Annotated in this window: 15 protein-coding genes; 3 read left to right on the top strand and 12 right to left on the bottom strand. The window is 76.8% G+C overall.

The features are described from left to right. Positions 1-33: 33 nt before the first annotated feature. Entirely contained in the window at positions 34-972 is a 939-nt protein-coding gene (locus ACFO3M_RS18645; RefSeq protein ID WP_387992301.1) for a siderophore-interacting protein, read from the top strand. 73 nt (positions 973-1,045) lie between these two features. Here ACFO3M_RS18645 and ACFO3M_RS18640 read toward each other — a convergent pair whose 3' ends face one another. From ACFO3M_RS18640 to ACFO3M_RS18605, 8 genes are all read right to left on the bottom strand, one after another. Next, positions 1,046-1,888 (bottom strand): ABC transporter ATP-binding protein, encoded by an 843-nt coding sequence (locus tag ACFO3M_RS18640; protein ID WP_387992298.1) that lies wholly within the window; start codon positions 1,886-1,888, stop codon positions 1,046-1,048. Then, positions 1,885-2,994, bottom strand: a complete 1,110-nt coding sequence (locus ACFO3M_RS18635; protein ID WP_387992295.1) for a FecCD family ABC transporter permease — start codon at positions 2,992-2,994, stop codon at positions 1,885-1,887. Before ACFO3M_RS18635 ends, ACFO3M_RS18640 begins: the two co-directional genes overlap by 4 nt. A gap of 10 nt (positions 2,995-3,004) precedes the next feature. Beyond that, on the bottom strand, positions 3,005-4,075 hold the full coding sequence (locus ACFO3M_RS18630) for a FecCD family ABC transporter permease (RefSeq protein WP_387992292.1): 1,071 nt from the start codon (positions 4,073-4,075) through the stop codon (positions 3,005-3,007). A 68-nt stretch (positions 4,076-4,143) separates the two neighbouring features. Beyond that, complete coding sequence (locus ACFO3M_RS18625; RefSeq protein WP_387992289.1) at positions 4,144-4,860, bottom strand: DsbA family protein; 717 nt, start codon at positions 4,858-4,860, stop codon at positions 4,144-4,146. Between the two features lie 57 nt (positions 4,861-4,917). After that, positions 4,918-5,412 (bottom strand): glutathione peroxidase, encoded by a 495-nt coding sequence (locus ACFO3M_RS18620; protein ID WP_387992286.1) that lies wholly within the window; start codon positions 5,410-5,412, stop codon positions 4,918-4,920. Between the two features lie 55 nt (positions 5,413-5,467). Continuing rightward, a complete protein-coding gene (locus ACFO3M_RS18615; RefSeq protein WP_387992283.1) occupies positions 5,468-5,875 on the bottom strand; it encodes a DUF2237 family protein in 408 nt (135 codons plus the stop codon). Positions 5,876-5,974: 99 nt separating this feature from the next. Continuing rightward, entirely contained in the window at positions 5,975-7,231 is a 1,257-nt protein-coding gene (locus ACFO3M_RS18610; protein WP_387992280.1) for a hypothetical protein, read from the bottom strand. A gap of 88 nt (positions 7,232-7,319) precedes the next feature. Beyond that, positions 7,320-8,273: a hypothetical protein gene (locus ACFO3M_RS18605; RefSeq protein ID WP_387992277.1), complete on the bottom strand. Its 954-nt coding sequence runs from the start codon at positions 8,271-8,273 to the stop codon at positions 7,320-7,322. A 173-nt stretch (positions 8,274-8,446) separates the two neighbouring features. Here ACFO3M_RS18605 and ACFO3M_RS18600 point away from each other — a divergent pair, with 173 nt between their 5' ends. Next, positions 8,447-10,426 carry an acetoacetate--CoA ligase gene (locus ACFO3M_RS18600; RefSeq protein WP_387992274.1) on the top strand — a complete coding sequence of 660 codons (1,980 nt, stop codon included), beginning with the start codon at positions 8,447-8,449 and terminating at the stop codon, positions 10,424-10,426. On the opposite strand, the gene ACFO3M_RS18595 is transcribed toward ACFO3M_RS18600, so the two are convergent. From ACFO3M_RS18595 to ACFO3M_RS18585, 3 genes are read right to left on the bottom strand one after another with little or no spacing between them, the layout of a single operon-like run. After that, positions 10,376-11,080 (bottom strand): NUDIX domain-containing protein, encoded by a 705-nt coding sequence (locus ACFO3M_RS18595; RefSeq protein WP_387992271.1) that lies wholly within the window; start codon positions 11,078-11,080, stop codon positions 10,376-10,378. The genes ACFO3M_RS18600 and ACFO3M_RS18595 overlap by 51 nt on opposite strands. Beyond that, positions 11,077-11,451, bottom strand: coding sequence for a DUF4406 domain-containing protein (locus ACFO3M_RS18590; protein ID WP_387992268.1), 375 nt, complete (start codon positions 11,449-11,451; stop codon positions 11,077-11,079). The genes ACFO3M_RS18595 and ACFO3M_RS18590 overlap by 4 nt, the downstream gene beginning before the upstream one ends. Continuing rightward, the gene (locus ACFO3M_RS18585) at positions 11,448-12,248 is read right to left on the bottom strand and encodes a DeoR/GlpR family DNA-binding transcription regulator (protein ID WP_387992265.1); all 801 of its coding nucleotides are present in this window, start codon (positions 12,246-12,248) and stop codon (positions 11,448-11,450) included. Before ACFO3M_RS18585 ends, ACFO3M_RS18590 begins: the two co-directional genes overlap by 4 nt. A 166-nt stretch (positions 12,249-12,414) precedes the next feature. Here ACFO3M_RS18585 and ACFO3M_RS18580 point away from each other — a divergent pair, with 166 nt between their 5' ends. After that, positions 12,415-13,671: an acyl-CoA dehydrogenase family protein gene (locus tag ACFO3M_RS18580; RefSeq protein ID WP_387992262.1), complete on the top strand. Its 1,257-nt coding sequence runs from the start codon at positions 12,415-12,417 to the stop codon at positions 13,669-13,671. 56 nt (positions 13,672-13,727) lie between these two features. On the opposite strand, the gene ACFO3M_RS18575 is transcribed toward ACFO3M_RS18580, so the two are convergent. Beyond that, the gene (locus ACFO3M_RS18575; protein ID WP_387992259.1) at positions 13,728-14,972 is read right to left on the bottom strand and encodes an MFS transporter; all 1,245 of its coding nucleotides are present in this window, start codon (positions 14,970-14,972) and stop codon (positions 13,728-13,730) included. Positions 14,973-15,033 lie beyond the last annotated feature (61 nt).

Genomic DNA, 15,033 nt, shown 5'->3' with positions numbered 1-15,033 from the left:
CAGGGGCCGTCCCCGAGCGGAGCGGAGACCCGCGTGACGACGACCGAGGCCCCGGCAGCGGCGGTGGCCGAGCTGCCGCAGTGGCTGTTCTTCGAGACCGTCGTCGCCCGCGTCCGCTCCCTCGGTCCGTCGATGGTGCGGATCACGCTCACCGGCCCGCAGCTCGAGGGCTTCGGCGTGGCCGGGGACGACCAGCGGGTCAAGCTCGTCCTCGCCCCCGACCCGACCGCGCTGGCCGAGCTGCAGGCCGCCGGCGCCGAGTGGTACCCCGCCTACTGCGCGCTGGCCGAGGAGCGGCGACCGGTCCTGCGCACCTACACCGTGCGCGCGGCCCGCCCCGAGCGGTCCGAGGTCGACCTCGACGTCGTCCTGCACGGTGTCGCCGACGGGCACGCCGGCCCGGCCGCCACCTGGGCCGCGCAGGCCCGCCCGGGCGACCCGATGGTGCTCATGGGCCCCGACCGTCCCGGCCGCGGCCGCGCGTGGGGCGTCGAGTGGGCACCGCCGGCCACGGCCTCCTGCCTGCTGCTCGCCGGCGACGAGACCGCGGTGCCCGCCGTCGGCGCGATCCTCGAGGCGCTGCCGCCCGGCCGCCGCGCCGTCGCCGTCCTCGAGGTGCCCGAGGCCGGGGACCTGCAGGACCTGCGGCTGCCCGAGGGCGTGCAGGTGCGCTGGCTGGCCCGCGCCGACCGCCCCCGCGGCGAGCTGCTGGTACCCGCGGTGCACGCCGCCCTGGTGGACCTGGGGATCTGCGCCGCGCCGGCGCCCACTCCCGAGGACGTCGACCTCGACACCGGCCTGCTGTGGGAGGTCCCCGAGGACCCCGCGGCCGGGGCGGGCTGCTACGCCTGGCTGGCCGGCGAGGCCGGGATGGTCAAGCAGCTGCGCCGCCGCCTGGTCGGCGACCTCGGCGTCGACCGGCGCTCGGTGGCCTTCATGGGCTACTGGCGCGAGGGCCGCGCCGAGAACTGAGGGAGGACCCCGCTGCCCCCCCCACCGCTCGCACGCTCGCGGCGGGCCCCTGCAGCGGGGCCGCTCCATCAGCTCACCGGGGGAGCCGTCGGACCGGGACGACCATCGGGGTGCCGGCCACCGGGTCGGGCACCACGCGGGCCTCGAGGTCGAAGACGTCGGCGAGCAGTTGCTCGGTGAGCACCTCGTGCGGCGTGCCGGAGGAGACCAGGACGCCGTCGCGCATGGCCACCAGCCGCTGCGCGTAGCGGGCGGCGAGGTTGAGGTCGTGCAGCACGACGACGACCGTCCGTCCCCGCTCGGCGTGCAGCCGCGCCACGAGCTCCAGGACGTCGATCTGGTGCGACAGGTCCAGGTAGGTCGTCGGCTCGTCGAGCAGGATCAGGTCGGTGCCCTGGGCGAGCGCCATGGAGATCCAGGCCCGCTGCCGCTGGCCGCCGGAGAGCTCGTCCACCGGACGGTCGGCGAGGTCGCCCATGTCGGTCCAGGTCAGCGCCTCGGCGACGACCGCCTCGTCCTCGGTCGACCACTGCCGCAGCCAGCTCTGGTGCGGGTGGCGGCCGCGGGCCACGAGGTCGGCGACGGTGAGCCCCGAGGGGGCCACCGGCGTCTGCGGCAGCAGCCCGAGTACGCGGGCGACCTCGCGGGTCGGCGTCCTGGCGATCGCCCGGCCGTCGAGCAGCACCTGACCCGCCGCCGGGCGCAGCAGCCGGCCCAGCGCCCGCAGCAGCGTGGACTTGCCGCAGCCGTTCGGCCCGACGATGGCGGTGAACGAGCCGTCGGTGAGCGCGAGGTCCAGCCCGTCGACGACGACGCGGTCGTCGTAGGCCAGGCGCAGCCCCTCGGCCGCCAGGCGCACCCGGCCCTCGCCGGCGGCGGCGGGCACCGGGGGCGCGTCGGTGGTGGGAGTCGTCATGCGATGGTCCGCCTCCCGCGGACGAGCAGCCAGAGCAGGTACGGGGCGCCGACGACGGCGGTGAGGATGCCCACCGGCAGGGCCTCGGGCAGGACGGTGCGCGTGAGCAGGTCGGCCAGCACGACCAGCGCCGCGCCGAGCAGGCCCGAGGCCAGCAGGGGCGGGCGCGAGCCGCCGGTCAGCCGGACGGCGATCTGCGGGACGACCAGCGCGACGAACGTGATCGGCCCGGCCGCCGAGACCGACGCGGCGACCAGCACGACCGCGACGAGGACGACGGCGGCCTGCGCCGCGGCCAGGCGGACGCCCAGCCCGCGCGCGGTGTCGTCACCGAACTGCAGCACGCCGAGCACCCGCCCCGCCGCGAGGGCCAGCGGCACCAGCACCGCGAGGGCCACGGCCAGCGGCACGGCCTGGCCCCAGGTGCGGGCGTTGAGCGAGCCGACGATCCAGACGTAGGCGGCCGCGGCGTCGTAGATGGCCGCCCGGGTGAGCAGCCAGTCGACCACCGCCAGCGAGATCGAGGACACCGCGACGCCGACGAGGACCAGCCGGTAGCCGTCGACGCCGGACCGGTAGGCCAGCAGGAACAGCAGCAGCCCGGCCCCCAGCGCCCCGGCGAGGGCCGCGAGCGGGACGCCGACGCCGCCGAGGACCGCGCCGGCCGACGAGGTGCCGGTGGCGACAATCGCGACGACGGCGCCCACCGAGGCCCCCGAGGTGATCCCCAGGATGTCCGGTGAGGCCAGGGGGTTGCGCGCGAAGGTCTGGAACAGGGCGCCGGCCACGCCGAGCGCCAGCCCGACCAGCGCGCCGACGACGACCCGTGGCGCCCGCAGCTCCAGCACGACGAACCGCTGGCCCTGCTCGCCGGCTCCGACGAGCGTGCGCAGCACGTCGGTGACCGCGATCGGGTAGTCGCCCCGGCCCAGCGCGACCGCCCCGAGCAGCACGACGACGGCCAGCGCGACCAGCGGCACGACGACCGACCGCCACCGGAACCGCACCGACACCGGCCCGTGGCGCAGGACGACCGCGCGGCCGGCCGCGCGCCCGCCGGGGTCGGGCGGGGTCGTCTCGCGGATGGTGTCGACGGTGGCGGTCACGCGGCGGCCCTCACAGCGTCGCGCTCCGCCGCCGGCGCACGAGCGCGATGAAGAACGGCCCGCCGAGCAGGGCGAGCACGATGCCGACCTGCACCTCGCCGGGACGCGCGATCACCCGGCCGACGACGTCGGCGGTCAGCAGCAGGAACGCCCCGGCCAGCGCCGCGCAGGGGACCAGCCACCGGTGCGCCGGCCCGGTGAACGCCCGGACGGCGTGCGGGACCACCAGCCCGACGAAGGCGATCGGCCCGCAGGCCGCCGTCGCGGCGCCGGCCAGCAGCGTGATGGCCACCAGGCCGACGGCGCGGGCCAGCCACACCCGCTGGCCGAGGCCGCGGGCCACGTCCTCGCCCATGCCGAGCAGGTCCAGGGCGGGCGCGTTGAGCAGGGCGAGCACCAGGCCGGCGACGACGAAGGGCAGCACCTGCCAGGCGATGTCGGCGCCGCGGCCGGCCAGCGCGCCGACCACCCAGAAGCGGAAGGCGTCCAGCGAGTTCGAGTCGCTGACCAGCACGGCGCGCACGAGGGCGTACAGCAGCGCGGACAGCGTGGAGCCGGCCAGGGCGAGGGTGACCGGGGTGGCCCCGCCGCGGCCGGCCGCGCCCAGGACGTACACGGCGACCGTCCCGGCCAGCGCCCCCGCGAAGGCGAACCACACGTACCCCGACGGCGTGCTGATCCCCAGCAGCGCGATGGCCAGGACCACGGCGAAGGAGGCGCCGGCGGTGACGCCCAGCAGGCCGGGGTCGCCCAGCGGGTTGCGGGTGTGGCCCTGCATCAGGGCGCCGGCGACCCCGAGCGACGCCCCGACCAGGAGCCCGAGCACGGTGCGCGGGACCCGCAGGTCCCAGACGATGACCGCCTCCTCGGTCCGCAGCGAGCGGTCGGTGAGGACCTCCCACACGGTGCCCAGGCCGAGCGGGCGGGTGCCGATCGCGATGCTGGCCGCGCAGGCGGCGACCACGAGGACCAGGAGCCCGGCCAGGCCGAGCACGCGGCGCCGCGTCCGGGCGGTCCCTGCCGGGCGCGCCGGGGTGGCCCGGGTCGCCGCGGGAGCGCGGGTGACGCTGGGGACGGACACCGGGCAGCTCCGGACGGGTCGAGATCAGGCAAGGCTCACCTTAGTACCCGCTCCGGTGCGGGTCACGCTCACCGTTTCGTGCGGCGGCTCCCGCCGTGCCAGTCCTCCTGTACCCCGACCTCGTCCGGCTGCACCCCCGCGGCGAGGAGCTGCGGGCGCTCGCGCAGGCTGCGCTTGAGCTCGGCGAAACCGGGGAAGCGGGCCAGGCGGACGACGGCGTCCCAGAGCTCGACCGCGTCGTCGTCGGCGGGCAGCCGGCTGATGACCGGGCCGAAGAAGGCGACGCCCCCGGGCGGCTCGAAGTGCAGGATCGGCGTCCCGACGTCCTTGCCGGTGAGCGCCAGCGCCTCGTCGGTCTCGGCCCGGATCGTGTCGTCCCAGCGGTCGTCGTCGAGGGCGTCGGCGAGGTCGGCCGGCAGCCCGGCGCGCTCCAGCACCGGCTCGAGGTAGGCCCGCGTGCCGCGCTCGCCGGCCGTGCCGGGCCGGTCGGGCTCGGTCTCGAAGACCCGCCGGCCGAGGGCCTCGTAGAGCGTGCCCACCGCCGCGCGGCCGTGCTCCTCGCGGGTGCGGGCGGCCACGCGCAGCAGTCGCAGCCCCGCGGTGTGGCCGGCCTCGTACTCGGGCGGGAAGTGGGCGTCGTAGTCGACGTGCGCGTTGAGCAGGCGCAGCGAGATGAACCGCCAGTCGACGTCGTACTCGCGCCGGGACGCGACGGTGCGCACCCACCGGCTGGTCAGCCACGCGAACGGGCACACCGGGTCGAAGTAGAAGTGCAGGTCGGCCATGGCCCGATGCTGCCCCGCCCGCGCGACCCCGGCATCCGCCGCCGGAGCGGCCCCGGGTCAGCCGGCGAGCAGCGCCTCGATCGCCGTCCGGACCTCCGGCGCGCCCGGCTCGGTCGTCGGGCGGAACCGCGCGACGACCGCACCGTCGCCGTCGACCAGGAACTTCTCGAAGTTCCACCGCACCGGCCCGGCCTCACCGGCGGCGTCGGGGGCCTCGGTGAGCCGCTGGTAGACCGGGTGTGCGCCCTCGCCGTTGACGTCGACCTTCCCCGTCATCGGGAAGGTGACGCCGTACGTGGCCGAGCAGAAGGACTCGATCTCCTCGGCGCTGCCCGGCTCCTGCCCGGCGAACTGGTTGCACGGCACGCCGACGACGGTGAACCCGCGCGGGCCGTACTCCCGCTGCAGCTCCTCCAGCCCGGTGTACTGCGGGGTCAGGCCGCAGCGGCTGGCCACGTTGACCACCAGGGCCGGACGGCGGCCGGTGAGCGCGCCGAGCGTGGTGTCCTCGCCCCGGAGGGTCGAGACGGGCAGGTCGAGCAGGTCGGTCACGGGCACTCCTCGCGGGCCGGGCGGGTCGACAGCACCAGCGCGCGGGGTGCCGGGCTCATTCCAGGTCGCTGATGTCGTCGGGGACGTCGACGGCGTGCTGCCGCAGCGCGGCGAGCGGCACGACCTCCAGCGACCGCGCGTTCGTGGCCGCGAGGACCACCCCGGCCGCGGCGCCGGCACGGTAGGCCTGCAGCCAGCGGGTGGCGACGACGCACCAGCGGTCGCCGGGCCGCAGCCCGGGGAACCCGAACTCCGGCCGCGGGGTCGTGAGGTCGTTCCCGAGCTCGCGCTGCAGGGCGAGGAACTCGCGGGAGACGACGGCGCACACCGTGTGGCTGCCCGCGTCGTCCGGGCCCGTGCGGCAGGACCCGTCGCGGTAGAAGCCGGTCAGCGGCTCGGTGCCGCAGGGGTCGAGGGGACCGCCCAGCACGTTGCGTTCGGTCCCCGGCTCCGGCTCGGTCACGACGGGATCGTGGCAGAGGTGCTCGCGGACGCGCCCGTCCGCGGACCCGGCCGGCGGCGCTGCCGGCCGGGCTTGCGGAGGGCGGTCAGCCGGTGCCGGTCAGACGGCGTCCTCGCGACGACGCCGGCCGGCGAGGGTCAGCCCGGTCCCCAGTGCGAGGGCCAGCAGGGCCGCGCCGAGGGCGGTGACCGTCTCGGTGCCGGTGTAGGCGAGCTCCCCGGTGCCCGCGGAGCGGTCGGACGCCGTCCAGGAGCCGGCCGTCCAGGAGCCGGCCGCCGACGCCGGGCGGGTGGCCCCGTGGGCCCAGGCGTTCCCCGGGCCGTGACCCCGGTCGTGGCCCGTGCCGTCACCCGTGCCGTGGCCCGTGCCGTGGCCCGGGCAGTCCTGCGGCGCGCCCGGGTGCTGCGGGTCGGTCGGGTCCGTGGGGTCCGCCGGGTCGGTCGGGTCCGTGGGGTCGGTCGGGTCCACCGGCCGGGTCGGCGGCGTGCAGTCGCCGAGGGCGTCGCCGAGCAGGCCCAGGCCCGCGCCGCAGACGGTCACCGGCACGTCGACGTCGGTGCCGCCGTCGGAGCCGTCGTCCCCGGAACCGGGGCCGCCGGGGCCCTCCGTGCCCTCGGAGGAGCACCCGCCGAGCGCGTCGCCCAGCAGGCCGACGCCGTTGCCGCAGACGGTGACCGGCAGGTCGACGTCGAGCAGGCCGCCGTCGGCCCCGGTGCCGGGGTTCCCGGTCGGCACCGCGGGGGTGCACTCCCCGGCGGCGTCGCCGAGCACGCCGACGCCGTTGCCGCAGGCGGAGACCGGGACGTCGACGTCGAGCAGGTCGCCGAGCGGGCCACCGTCGACGGGGGCGGGAGCCGGCTCCGTGGCGGTGCAGCCCCCGAGCGCGTCGCCCAGCACGCCGACGCCGTTGCCGCAGACGGTGACCGGCACGGTCACCGCGCCCTCGGGAGCGGCAGGTGCGGTGCCCTCGGCGGCGGCGTCGCCGAGCACGCCGATCCCGTTGCCGACGACGGTCACCGGCACGACGACGTCGGCCGGGTCGGTGCTGCCCGGGGCGGGCGCGGCCGGCTCCTGCGTGGCGGTGCCGCCGGCGACCGAGGCGTCGTTGCCGCCGATCGTCACGGGCACCGAGACGTCGACCGGGCCCACGTCGAGGGAGAGGTCCTGCGAGACGGCGGGCAGCTCCAGCCCGCCGATCGGGGTGCCGGTGTCGAGGACACCGAGCGCGTTGTCGGTGACGGTGACCGGCACCGTCACGTCGAGGTCGTCGGACGCGGCGGCGACACCGGTGCCGGCGGCCAGCAGGCCGCCGGTCATCAGTGCCACGCGCACGGCGCGGGTGGCCCAGGGGTGCATGGGAGGACTCCTGACTGAGGACGGGACCGCGTCCCGGACGGGACGGCGGGGACTGCGCTCGCCCGGCCCGTGGCCGGGAGGCGCGTCCTCAGTCGGGGGAGGTGGCGGGGTCGACCGGGTCGCCGGCGGCGGCGTCCCGGGCCTCGGCAGCGGCCGCCACGGCGGCCGCCTGCTGCGCGACGGGGACGGTCGCGCCGAGGTCGGCGGTGGGCTGGTCGGCACCGGCGGTGCCGGAGGCGGTGCCCGCGGACGCCGGCAGGGCCGGCACCGCGGGGACGGCGGGCGCGAGCGGGGGGAGCGGCACGGACGGCGTCGGGACGGCGACCGGCGGCGCGGCGGGCGCGGGACCGGTGACGTCCGCGGACCGCTCGGCCGCGGCGGGGACCCTCGCGCCCGCGACGTCGGTGCCGGGGGCGAGGACGACCGGGGCGGCCACGACGGGCGCACCGGCGCCGGCCGCGGGAGCGCCGGCCGGGGTGTCGACCACCCCGGCGGCCGGGGGTGCGAGGACGTCGGTCACGGGGGCCGGCACGTCCGGGACCGGCGGGAGCGCACCGGTCACCGGCGCCAGGGCCCCGGTGACCGGCGACAGCGCCTCGGTGACCGGCGCCAGGACCGGCCGCAGCGCCCCGGTCACCGGGGACAGCGCCTGCGTCACCGGCGCGACGACGTCGGTCACCGGCTCGAGGGCCCGGCCGACCGGCGCGACGACGTCCCGCAGCGGCGCGGTGACCGGCGCGGCCGCCTCGGCGACCGGCGTCAGGACGGGCGCGACCGCGTCCGCGACAGGGGCGACCGCGTCCGCGACAGGGGTGACCGCGTCCGCGACGGGCGCGACGACGGGCTGCGTGACGGACTCGACCACCTGACCCACCGGCGCGGTGACCGCGCCCAGCAGGCCGGCGGGCGGGGGCTCGTCGGCCGAGGCGGCGGACGCGCCGGCCAGCCAGATCCCGGCGGCGGTCCCGGCGAGGACCGCCAGGCGGCCGCCCCACCGGCGCAGGCGGGTGCGACGGCACGGCAGCGGAGAACGCTCGTCCATCGCACCTCCCCCCGGTGTCGTCCGACACAGTGCTCACTCATTGGAACCGGTCCGTCACAGAAGTGGCCAGGCGAACGCCGTCCTCCGATCGGGTGGAGACGGGACCGGACGGTCACGTCCCGTGAGGCGACCCACCCGGTCCGGGGACGCGGGAGGAGTGGCAGGGTGCCGCTGTGACCGCTGACACCTCTCCCGCACCGGTGCTCTGGCAGCCCACCCGGGAGGTCCGGGAGGCGACCCGGCTGGCGGCCTTCGCGCGCGAGGTGGCCGCCCGCCGCGGGCTGGACCTGGACGCCACCGACTACGACGCGATCTGGCGCTGGTCGGTCGAGCACCTCGACCAGTTCTGGGCCGACGTCGCCGCGTGGTCCGGCGTGCTGCCCGGCGTCCCCGACGACCGGGTGCTCACCCGGCGGGAGATGCCCGGCGCCGAGTGGTTCCCGGACGCCACCCTCAACTACGCGGAGCAGGCGCTGCGGCACGCCACCGACCAGCACCCCGCGCTCATCGCGGTGGCGGAGGACGCCGAGCCGGTCGAGGTCTCCTGGGCCGAGCTGCGCGCGCAGGTCGGCGCGTTCGCCGCGACCCTGCGCCGGCTGGGCGTGCGGCGCGGCGACCGGGTCGCCGGCTACCTGCCCAACGTCCCCGAGGCGGTCGTCGCGTTCCTCGGCGCGGCGTCGATCGGGGCGGTGTGGTCCTCCTGCGCGCCGGACTTCGGCACCCGCGCGGTGCTCGACCGGTTCGCCCAGATCGAGCCGACCGTGCTGGTCGCCGTCGACGGGTACCGCTTCAACGGGAGGCCCTACGACCGGCGCGGCGTCGTCGCCGAGCTCCGGGCCGCCCTGCCGACCGTGACGGCGACGATCGCCGTCCCCCGGCTGTTCCCCGGCGAGCTGCCCGACGGCGCGCTGGGCTGGGCCGACGCCGTCGCCGACCGGCAGGAGCCCGAGTTCGAGGCGCTGCCGTTCGACCACCCGCTGTGGATCGTCTACTCGTCGGGCACCACCGGGCTGCCCAAGGGGATCGTGCACGGGCACGGCGGCGTGGTCCTCGAGGAGCACAAGCAGCTGGGCCTGCACGGCGACGTCGGCCCCGGCGACCGCTTCTACTGGTACGCCTCCACCGCCTGGATCATGTGGAACATCGCCACCTCGGCGCTGCTGCGCGGCGCGACCGTGGTCGTCCACGACGGCGCCCCGGCGTACCCCTCGGTCGACGCGCAGTTCGCCCTCGCCGCGCGCACGCGCCTGACCTACCTGGGCACCAGCGCCGGCTACCTCGTCGCGTGCGAGAAGGCCGGGATCCGGCCGGGGGAGACCCACGACCTCTCGGCGCTGCGGACGATCGGGTCCACCGGCTCCCCGCTGCCCGCCTCGGCGTTCGAGTGGGTCTACGACGCGGTCGGCCGCGACGTCTTCCTCGCCTCGGTCTCCGGCGGCACCGACGTCGCCACCGGCTTCATCGGCAGCACGCTGCTGCTGCCGGTGACCGCCGGGGAGCTGCAGCGGCCGATGCTCGGCGTCGCCGCGGCGGCGTGGGGCGAGGACGGCGAGCCGGTCACCGGCGAGCTCGGCGAGCTGGTGATCACCGAGCCGATGCCGTCGATGCCGCTGTACTTCTGGAACGACCCGGACGGCAGCCGCTACCGCGAGGCCTACTTCGAGCCGTGGCCGGGGGTGTGGCGGCACGGCGACTGGATGGAGGTCACCGAGCGCGGCACCTGCGTCATCACCGGCCGCTCGGACTCCACCCTCAACCGCGGCGGCGTGCGCATGGGCACCGCCGACATCTACGCCGCCGTCGAGAGCTTCCCGGAGGTCGCCGACTGCGTCGTCCTCGGCGTCGAACAGCGCGACGGCGGCTACTGGATGCCGCTGTTCGTCCAGATGGCGCCCGGCGCCGAGCTCACCGGCGAGCTCGCCGACCGCATCCGGGCCGCGATCCGCAGCTCGGCCAGCCCGCGGCACGTGCCCGACGAGATCCTCGTCGTCCCCGGTGTCCCGCACACCCGGACCGGCAAGCGGCTGGAGGTGCCGCTCAAGCGGTTGTTCCAGGGGGTGCCGCCGGAGAAGGCGGTCAACCCCGGGGCGGTCGACGACGCGTCACTGGTCGAGCACTACGTCGCCCTGGCCCGGGAGCGCGGCGCCCGCTGAGAACGGTCCGCGCAGCGCCGCCCACTGCAGCAGCAGGACGGTCTTGGCGTCGGCGATCCGGCCGTCGCCGGCCATGGCCAGCGCCTCGTCGAACGGCAGCTCGAGCACCTCGATGTCCTCACCCTCCTCGGCCAGCCCACCCCCGGCCGACACCCGGTCGGCCGGGGTGTAGGGCCCGGCGAAGAACGCCAGCCGCTCGGTCACCGACCCGGGGCTCATGAACAGGTCGGGCAGCCGGACGAGCGCCCCGACGGCGACGCCGAGCTCCTCCTCGGCCTCGCGCCGGACCGCGGCCTCGGCGTCCTGCTCGTCGAGCAGCCCGGCGGCGGTCTCGACGAGCATCCCGTCGGGGGAGCCGTTGACGTAGGCGGGGAAGCGGAACTGCCGGGTGAGCAGCACGGCGCGGCGGGCGGCGTCGTACAGCAGCACCGTCGCGCCGTTGCCGCGGTCGTGGGTCTCGCGCTGCTCGGTGCGCCAGACGCCGTCGCGGCCGCGGCGGGCGAACGTCGTCCGCCGGTTCACGTACCAGGCGCTGGACAGCACCTCGACGTCGCGGACGACGACGTCGGGGTTGCCGGTGAGGTCGCGCCCGGCCCGGTCCAGCCCGGTCCGCCCCCGCGCGTCGGGGACGTCGACGCCGAGGACGCCGGTCACCGGGCCACCGCCGGCACCTCGTCGACGCTGGTGTAGACCGCGGCGCCGCGGGCGCGGGCCAGCGCGACCATCTCGTCGGAGCCGGCCGAGGCGCCGGGCAGCCGCAGCACGGCGTCGACGCGGGCGACCAGCCGCCGGCCCATCGGGTGGAACACCTCGTCGAAGGCGGCGTCGCCGACCCGCGTCGACCCGGCCAGCTCGGCGAGCGGCAGCGCGAGGTCCTCCCCGTTGACGGCGAGGTGGCCGGCGCGGAACAGCTCCAGGCAGGCCCGCTGGATGGCCCGGTGGTTGGCCGCGATCCTCTCCGGGTCGTCGCCGGTGCCCCCGCGGTACGGGCCGGCGACCAGGATCATCAGGGGTTGTCCGTTCATGCGAGGTCGACCTCCACGCCGGCGTCGTCGAGCGCGGCGAGGGTCTCCTGCGCCGCGGGGGTGAGCTGGGGGTCGCGGGCGCTGGCGTCCGTGACCAGGCGGCCGACCGCGTCGAGCGGGGCGACCGAGGCGAAGGCGCGGACGCCGAGCTTCGAGGCGTCGGCGACGACGAACGCGCTGCGGGCCTGCTGGAGCCCGACCTGCTTGACCGCGGCGTCCTCGAGCGTGAACTCCGACCAGCCGGCCGCGGCGCTCACCGCCCCGATCGACATGACGAAGACGTCGAAGGTGAGCTGCCGCAGCACCGCGGCGGTCAGCGGGCCGGCCAGGCTCCGCTCGCCGGGCCGGGACTCCCCGCCGACGACGAGCAGGCGGATCCCCGGCCGGTCGGCCAGCGCGTCGGCCACCGGCAGGCTCACGACGGCGACCGTGAACGGTCCCTCGCCCGCGGCCGCCCGGTCGGCCAGCGCGCGGGCCACGTGCACCGTCGTCGTCCCGGCGTCGAGCAGCACCGTCGCGCCCGGCTCGACCAGGGCGGCGGCCGCGCGGCCGATCCGGTCCTTGAGCCCGGCCTGCCAGCCGGCCCGCGCGCCGAAGCCCGCGGAGCTCTCCGGCCCCGCGACGGCGACCGCGCCGCCCCGGACGCGCTCGACGAGGCCGCGGGCCTGCAGCGCGTCGAGGTCGCGCCGCACGGTCATCTCGGAGACGCCCAGGCGGGCGGCGAGGTCGCCGAGCGAGGCCCGGCCGGCGTTGCGCACCAGCCGCAGCGTCACGTCGAGTCGGTCGGGGACGGCCACGGCGGATTCCTACCAGGCTCATGTGAGGTCTGTGAAGACGTTGTGCGATGTGCCCGGACGGGCGTGCCGTCGGTCACGCTCCCGCGGGGGCGCCGTGCGGGGTACGGGAGCGGCCCGCAAGGTGGACCGGGACCGACCACCGACGACGGAGAGAGGCCCCGCGACGATGACGTCGACCCAGGAGCGCCCCGCCGACCTGCTCGAGCCCCAGCCGCCCGCGCTGCTGCCGCCGTGGCACACCCCCGAGCGCCAGGCGCTGCAGGAGCGGGCCCGCCGGTTCGCCCACGACGAGGTGCTGCCGGTCGCGAACGAGCTGGACCCGCAGAAGGGGCTGCTGCCGGAGGCGCTGCTGGCCCGCATGGCCGAGCTCGGCTGGTTCGGCATCACGGTGCCCGCCGAGCACGGCGGCCTGGGCCTCGGCGTCTTCGAGTACTGCATGGTCTCCGAGGAGCTGGCCCGCGCCTGGATGAGCAGCGCGAGCATCCTCGCCCGCGCGCAGGGTCTCGGGACGGCGGTGGCCGACCCCGCCCGGCGCAGGGAGCTGCTGCGCCGCAGCGCGAGGGGCGAGTGGATCGGCGCGATCGCGCTGTCCGAGCCCGACGCCGGCTCCGACCTCGCCGGCGTCTCCACCCGGGCGGTCCTCGACGGCGACGAGTGGGTGGTCACCGGCCACAAGCGCTGGTGCGGCAACGCCGAGGCCGCCGACTTCATCCAGGTCCTCGTCCGGGAGCGCGACCCCGGGCCGAGGGAGTCGCGCTCCGCCGGGCTGGTCAACCTGCTGCTGGAGAAGGAGCGCGGCTCGTTCCCGCCCGGACTCACCGGGACCCCGATCGACAAGATCGGCTACCACGGTTTCCTCACCTGGGACCTGGTCTTCGACGGCGTCCGCATCCCGCGGGGGAACGTCGTCGACCAGGCGGCGGCCAGCGACGAGCAGGGCGAGGCGGCCGAGCGTGCCGGGTGGGCGCAGGCGCAGAGATTCCTCGACACCGCGCGGGTGCACACCGCCGCCCGCGCCGTCGGCCTGGCCCGCGCCGCGCTCGAGGACTCGATCGTCTACCTGCAGGAGCGCGAGCAGTTCGGCCACCCGATCGGCGACTTCCAGGCGCTGCGCTTCGCCGTCGCGGAGATGGCCGCCCAGATCGAGCAGTCGCGCGCCTTCTACCGGCAGGTCGCCCACCTCGTCGACCTCGGGGTGCGCTGCGAGAAGGAGGCCTCGATGGTCAAGCTCGAGGCCACCGAGATGGCGGTAAAGGTGACCAACCAGGCCATGCAGCTGCACGGCGGCAACGGCTACACCACCGAGCGGCAGGTCGAGCGGCACTGGCGCGACGCCCGGCTGACCACGATCTTCGAGGGCACCAGCGAGATCCAGAAGCGGATCATCAGCGACCGCCTGCTGCCCCGGTCACCGCTCACCTGAGCCACCCGGTTCCGCCTTCCGCGCGCGGAAGGCGGAACCGGACGCCGCCACGTGCCTCACCCGGCCACGGCGACGGCGGGTTCCTCGGCGTGCGCGACGTTGTCCAGCTCTCGCCAGATCAGCGCCAGCAGCACCGCCGACCCGGCGAACGCGAACCAGAACGGGCCGGTCACGCCCCAGGCGCGGGCCACGACCCCGCCGACGGCCTGGCCGGCCAGGATGCCGCCGAAGACGCCCATCGCGTAGAGGCTCCCGACCCGGCCCTGCAGCCCGGCCGGCACGGCGCGCATCCGCACCGTGCGCGACGTCGTCCCCCAGATGAACGCGTGCGCGCCGAAGACGAACAGCACCGGGACGGCGACCCACGGCGTCGTGGCCAGCGCCAGGAGCAGGTGGGTGAGCGTCTCGAACAGCAGGCCCGCCTTCATGAGCGTGGCGATGCCGACGTGCCGCTCGAGCCAGTCGTAGGACGCCGTCCCGACCATGCCGCCCAGCGCGCCGACCGTGGTGAGTAGGCCGTAGCCGGCCGCGCCCAGGCCCAGCCGCTGGTCGGCGTAGAGCACCAGCACCGACCAGGCCGCGCCGTAGGTGACGTTGAACAGGACGATCGTGACGGTCAGCGTCCGCACGGCGGGGTGGCCCCAGGTCCAGCGCAGCCCCTCGGCGACGTCCCGGCCGATCCGTCCCCGCCGTGCCGGCCGCTCCGGCGGCGGGACCCGCATCCGCGTGATCAGCACCGCGCCCAGCGCCACCAGCACCGCCTGGGCGAGGAACGGCCACGCGGCGCCGGCGACGAACAGCAGGCCCCCGACGGCCGGCCCGGCGAGCTGGTTCATCGTCAGCGTGCCCGCGGTCAGGCGCGCGTTGCCGATGCCCAGGTCGGCGCGGTCGACGACCATCGGCAGCAGCGTGCCGGCCGCGGTGTCGGCGAAGACCTCGGCGGTGCCCAGCACGAACAGCGCGGCGAGCACGGGCACCAGCCCGACGTCGCTGGTGAACAGGGCGGCGGCCAGCACGGCGAGCACCCCGGCGCGGGCCAGGTCGACGGCGGCGACGAGCAGCCGCCGGTCCACCCGGTCGGCCAGGACGCCGGCGTGCAGGCCGAACAGCAGCCACGGCAGCTGCTGCAGCAGGGCGCCGAGCGCGACGAGCAGCGGGTCCTGGGTCCGGGCGGCCACCAGCAGCGGCCCGGCCGCCAGCGCCACGCCGTCACCCAGGTTGCTCACCCACGACGACGCCATCAGCCAGCGGAACGACGTCCCCATCCGGGCGGGCAGCACCGCCTCGACCACCCGGCCCACGGGAACGGGACTGTAGACGTGACCGTTCCTGCGGTCTCCCGGTAATCCGGCTGACTCCTGT

Origin of the sequence: Geodermatophilus arenarius, from assembly GCF_042654585.1 — a bacterium.
Lineage (GTDB): Bacteria > Actinomycetota > Actinomycetes > Mycobacteriales > Geodermatophilaceae > Geodermatophilus > Geodermatophilus arenarius.
This window is presented reverse-complemented; position numbering and strand designations above follow the sequence as displayed.

Bases quoted from the DNA above. Each gene is read 5' to 3' on its own strand.
- ACFO3M_RS18640 (WP_387992298.1), bottom strand. From the start codon at position 1,888: ATGACGACTCCCACCACCGACGCGCCCCCGGTGCCCGCCGCCGCCGGC.
- ACFO3M_RS18625 (WP_387992289.1), bottom strand. From the start codon at position 4,860: ATGGCCGACCTGCACTTCTACTTCGACCCGGTGTGCCCGTTCGCGTGG.
- ACFO3M_RS18610 (WP_387992280.1), bottom strand. From the start codon at position 7,231: ATGCACCCCTGGGCCACCCGCGCCGTGCGCGTGGCACTGATGACCGGC.
- ACFO3M_RS18605 (WP_387992277.1), bottom strand. From the start codon at position 8,273: ATGGACGAGCGTTCTCCGCTGCCGTGCCGTCGCACCCGCCTGCGCCGG.
- ACFO3M_RS18590 (WP_387992268.1), bottom strand. From the start codon at position 11,451: ATGAACGGACAACCCCTGATGATCCTGGTCGCCGGCCCGTACCGCGGG.
- ACFO3M_RS18580 (WP_387992262.1), top strand. From the start codon at position 12,415: ATGACGTCGACCCAGGAGCGCCCCGCCGACCTGCTCGAGCCCCAGCCG.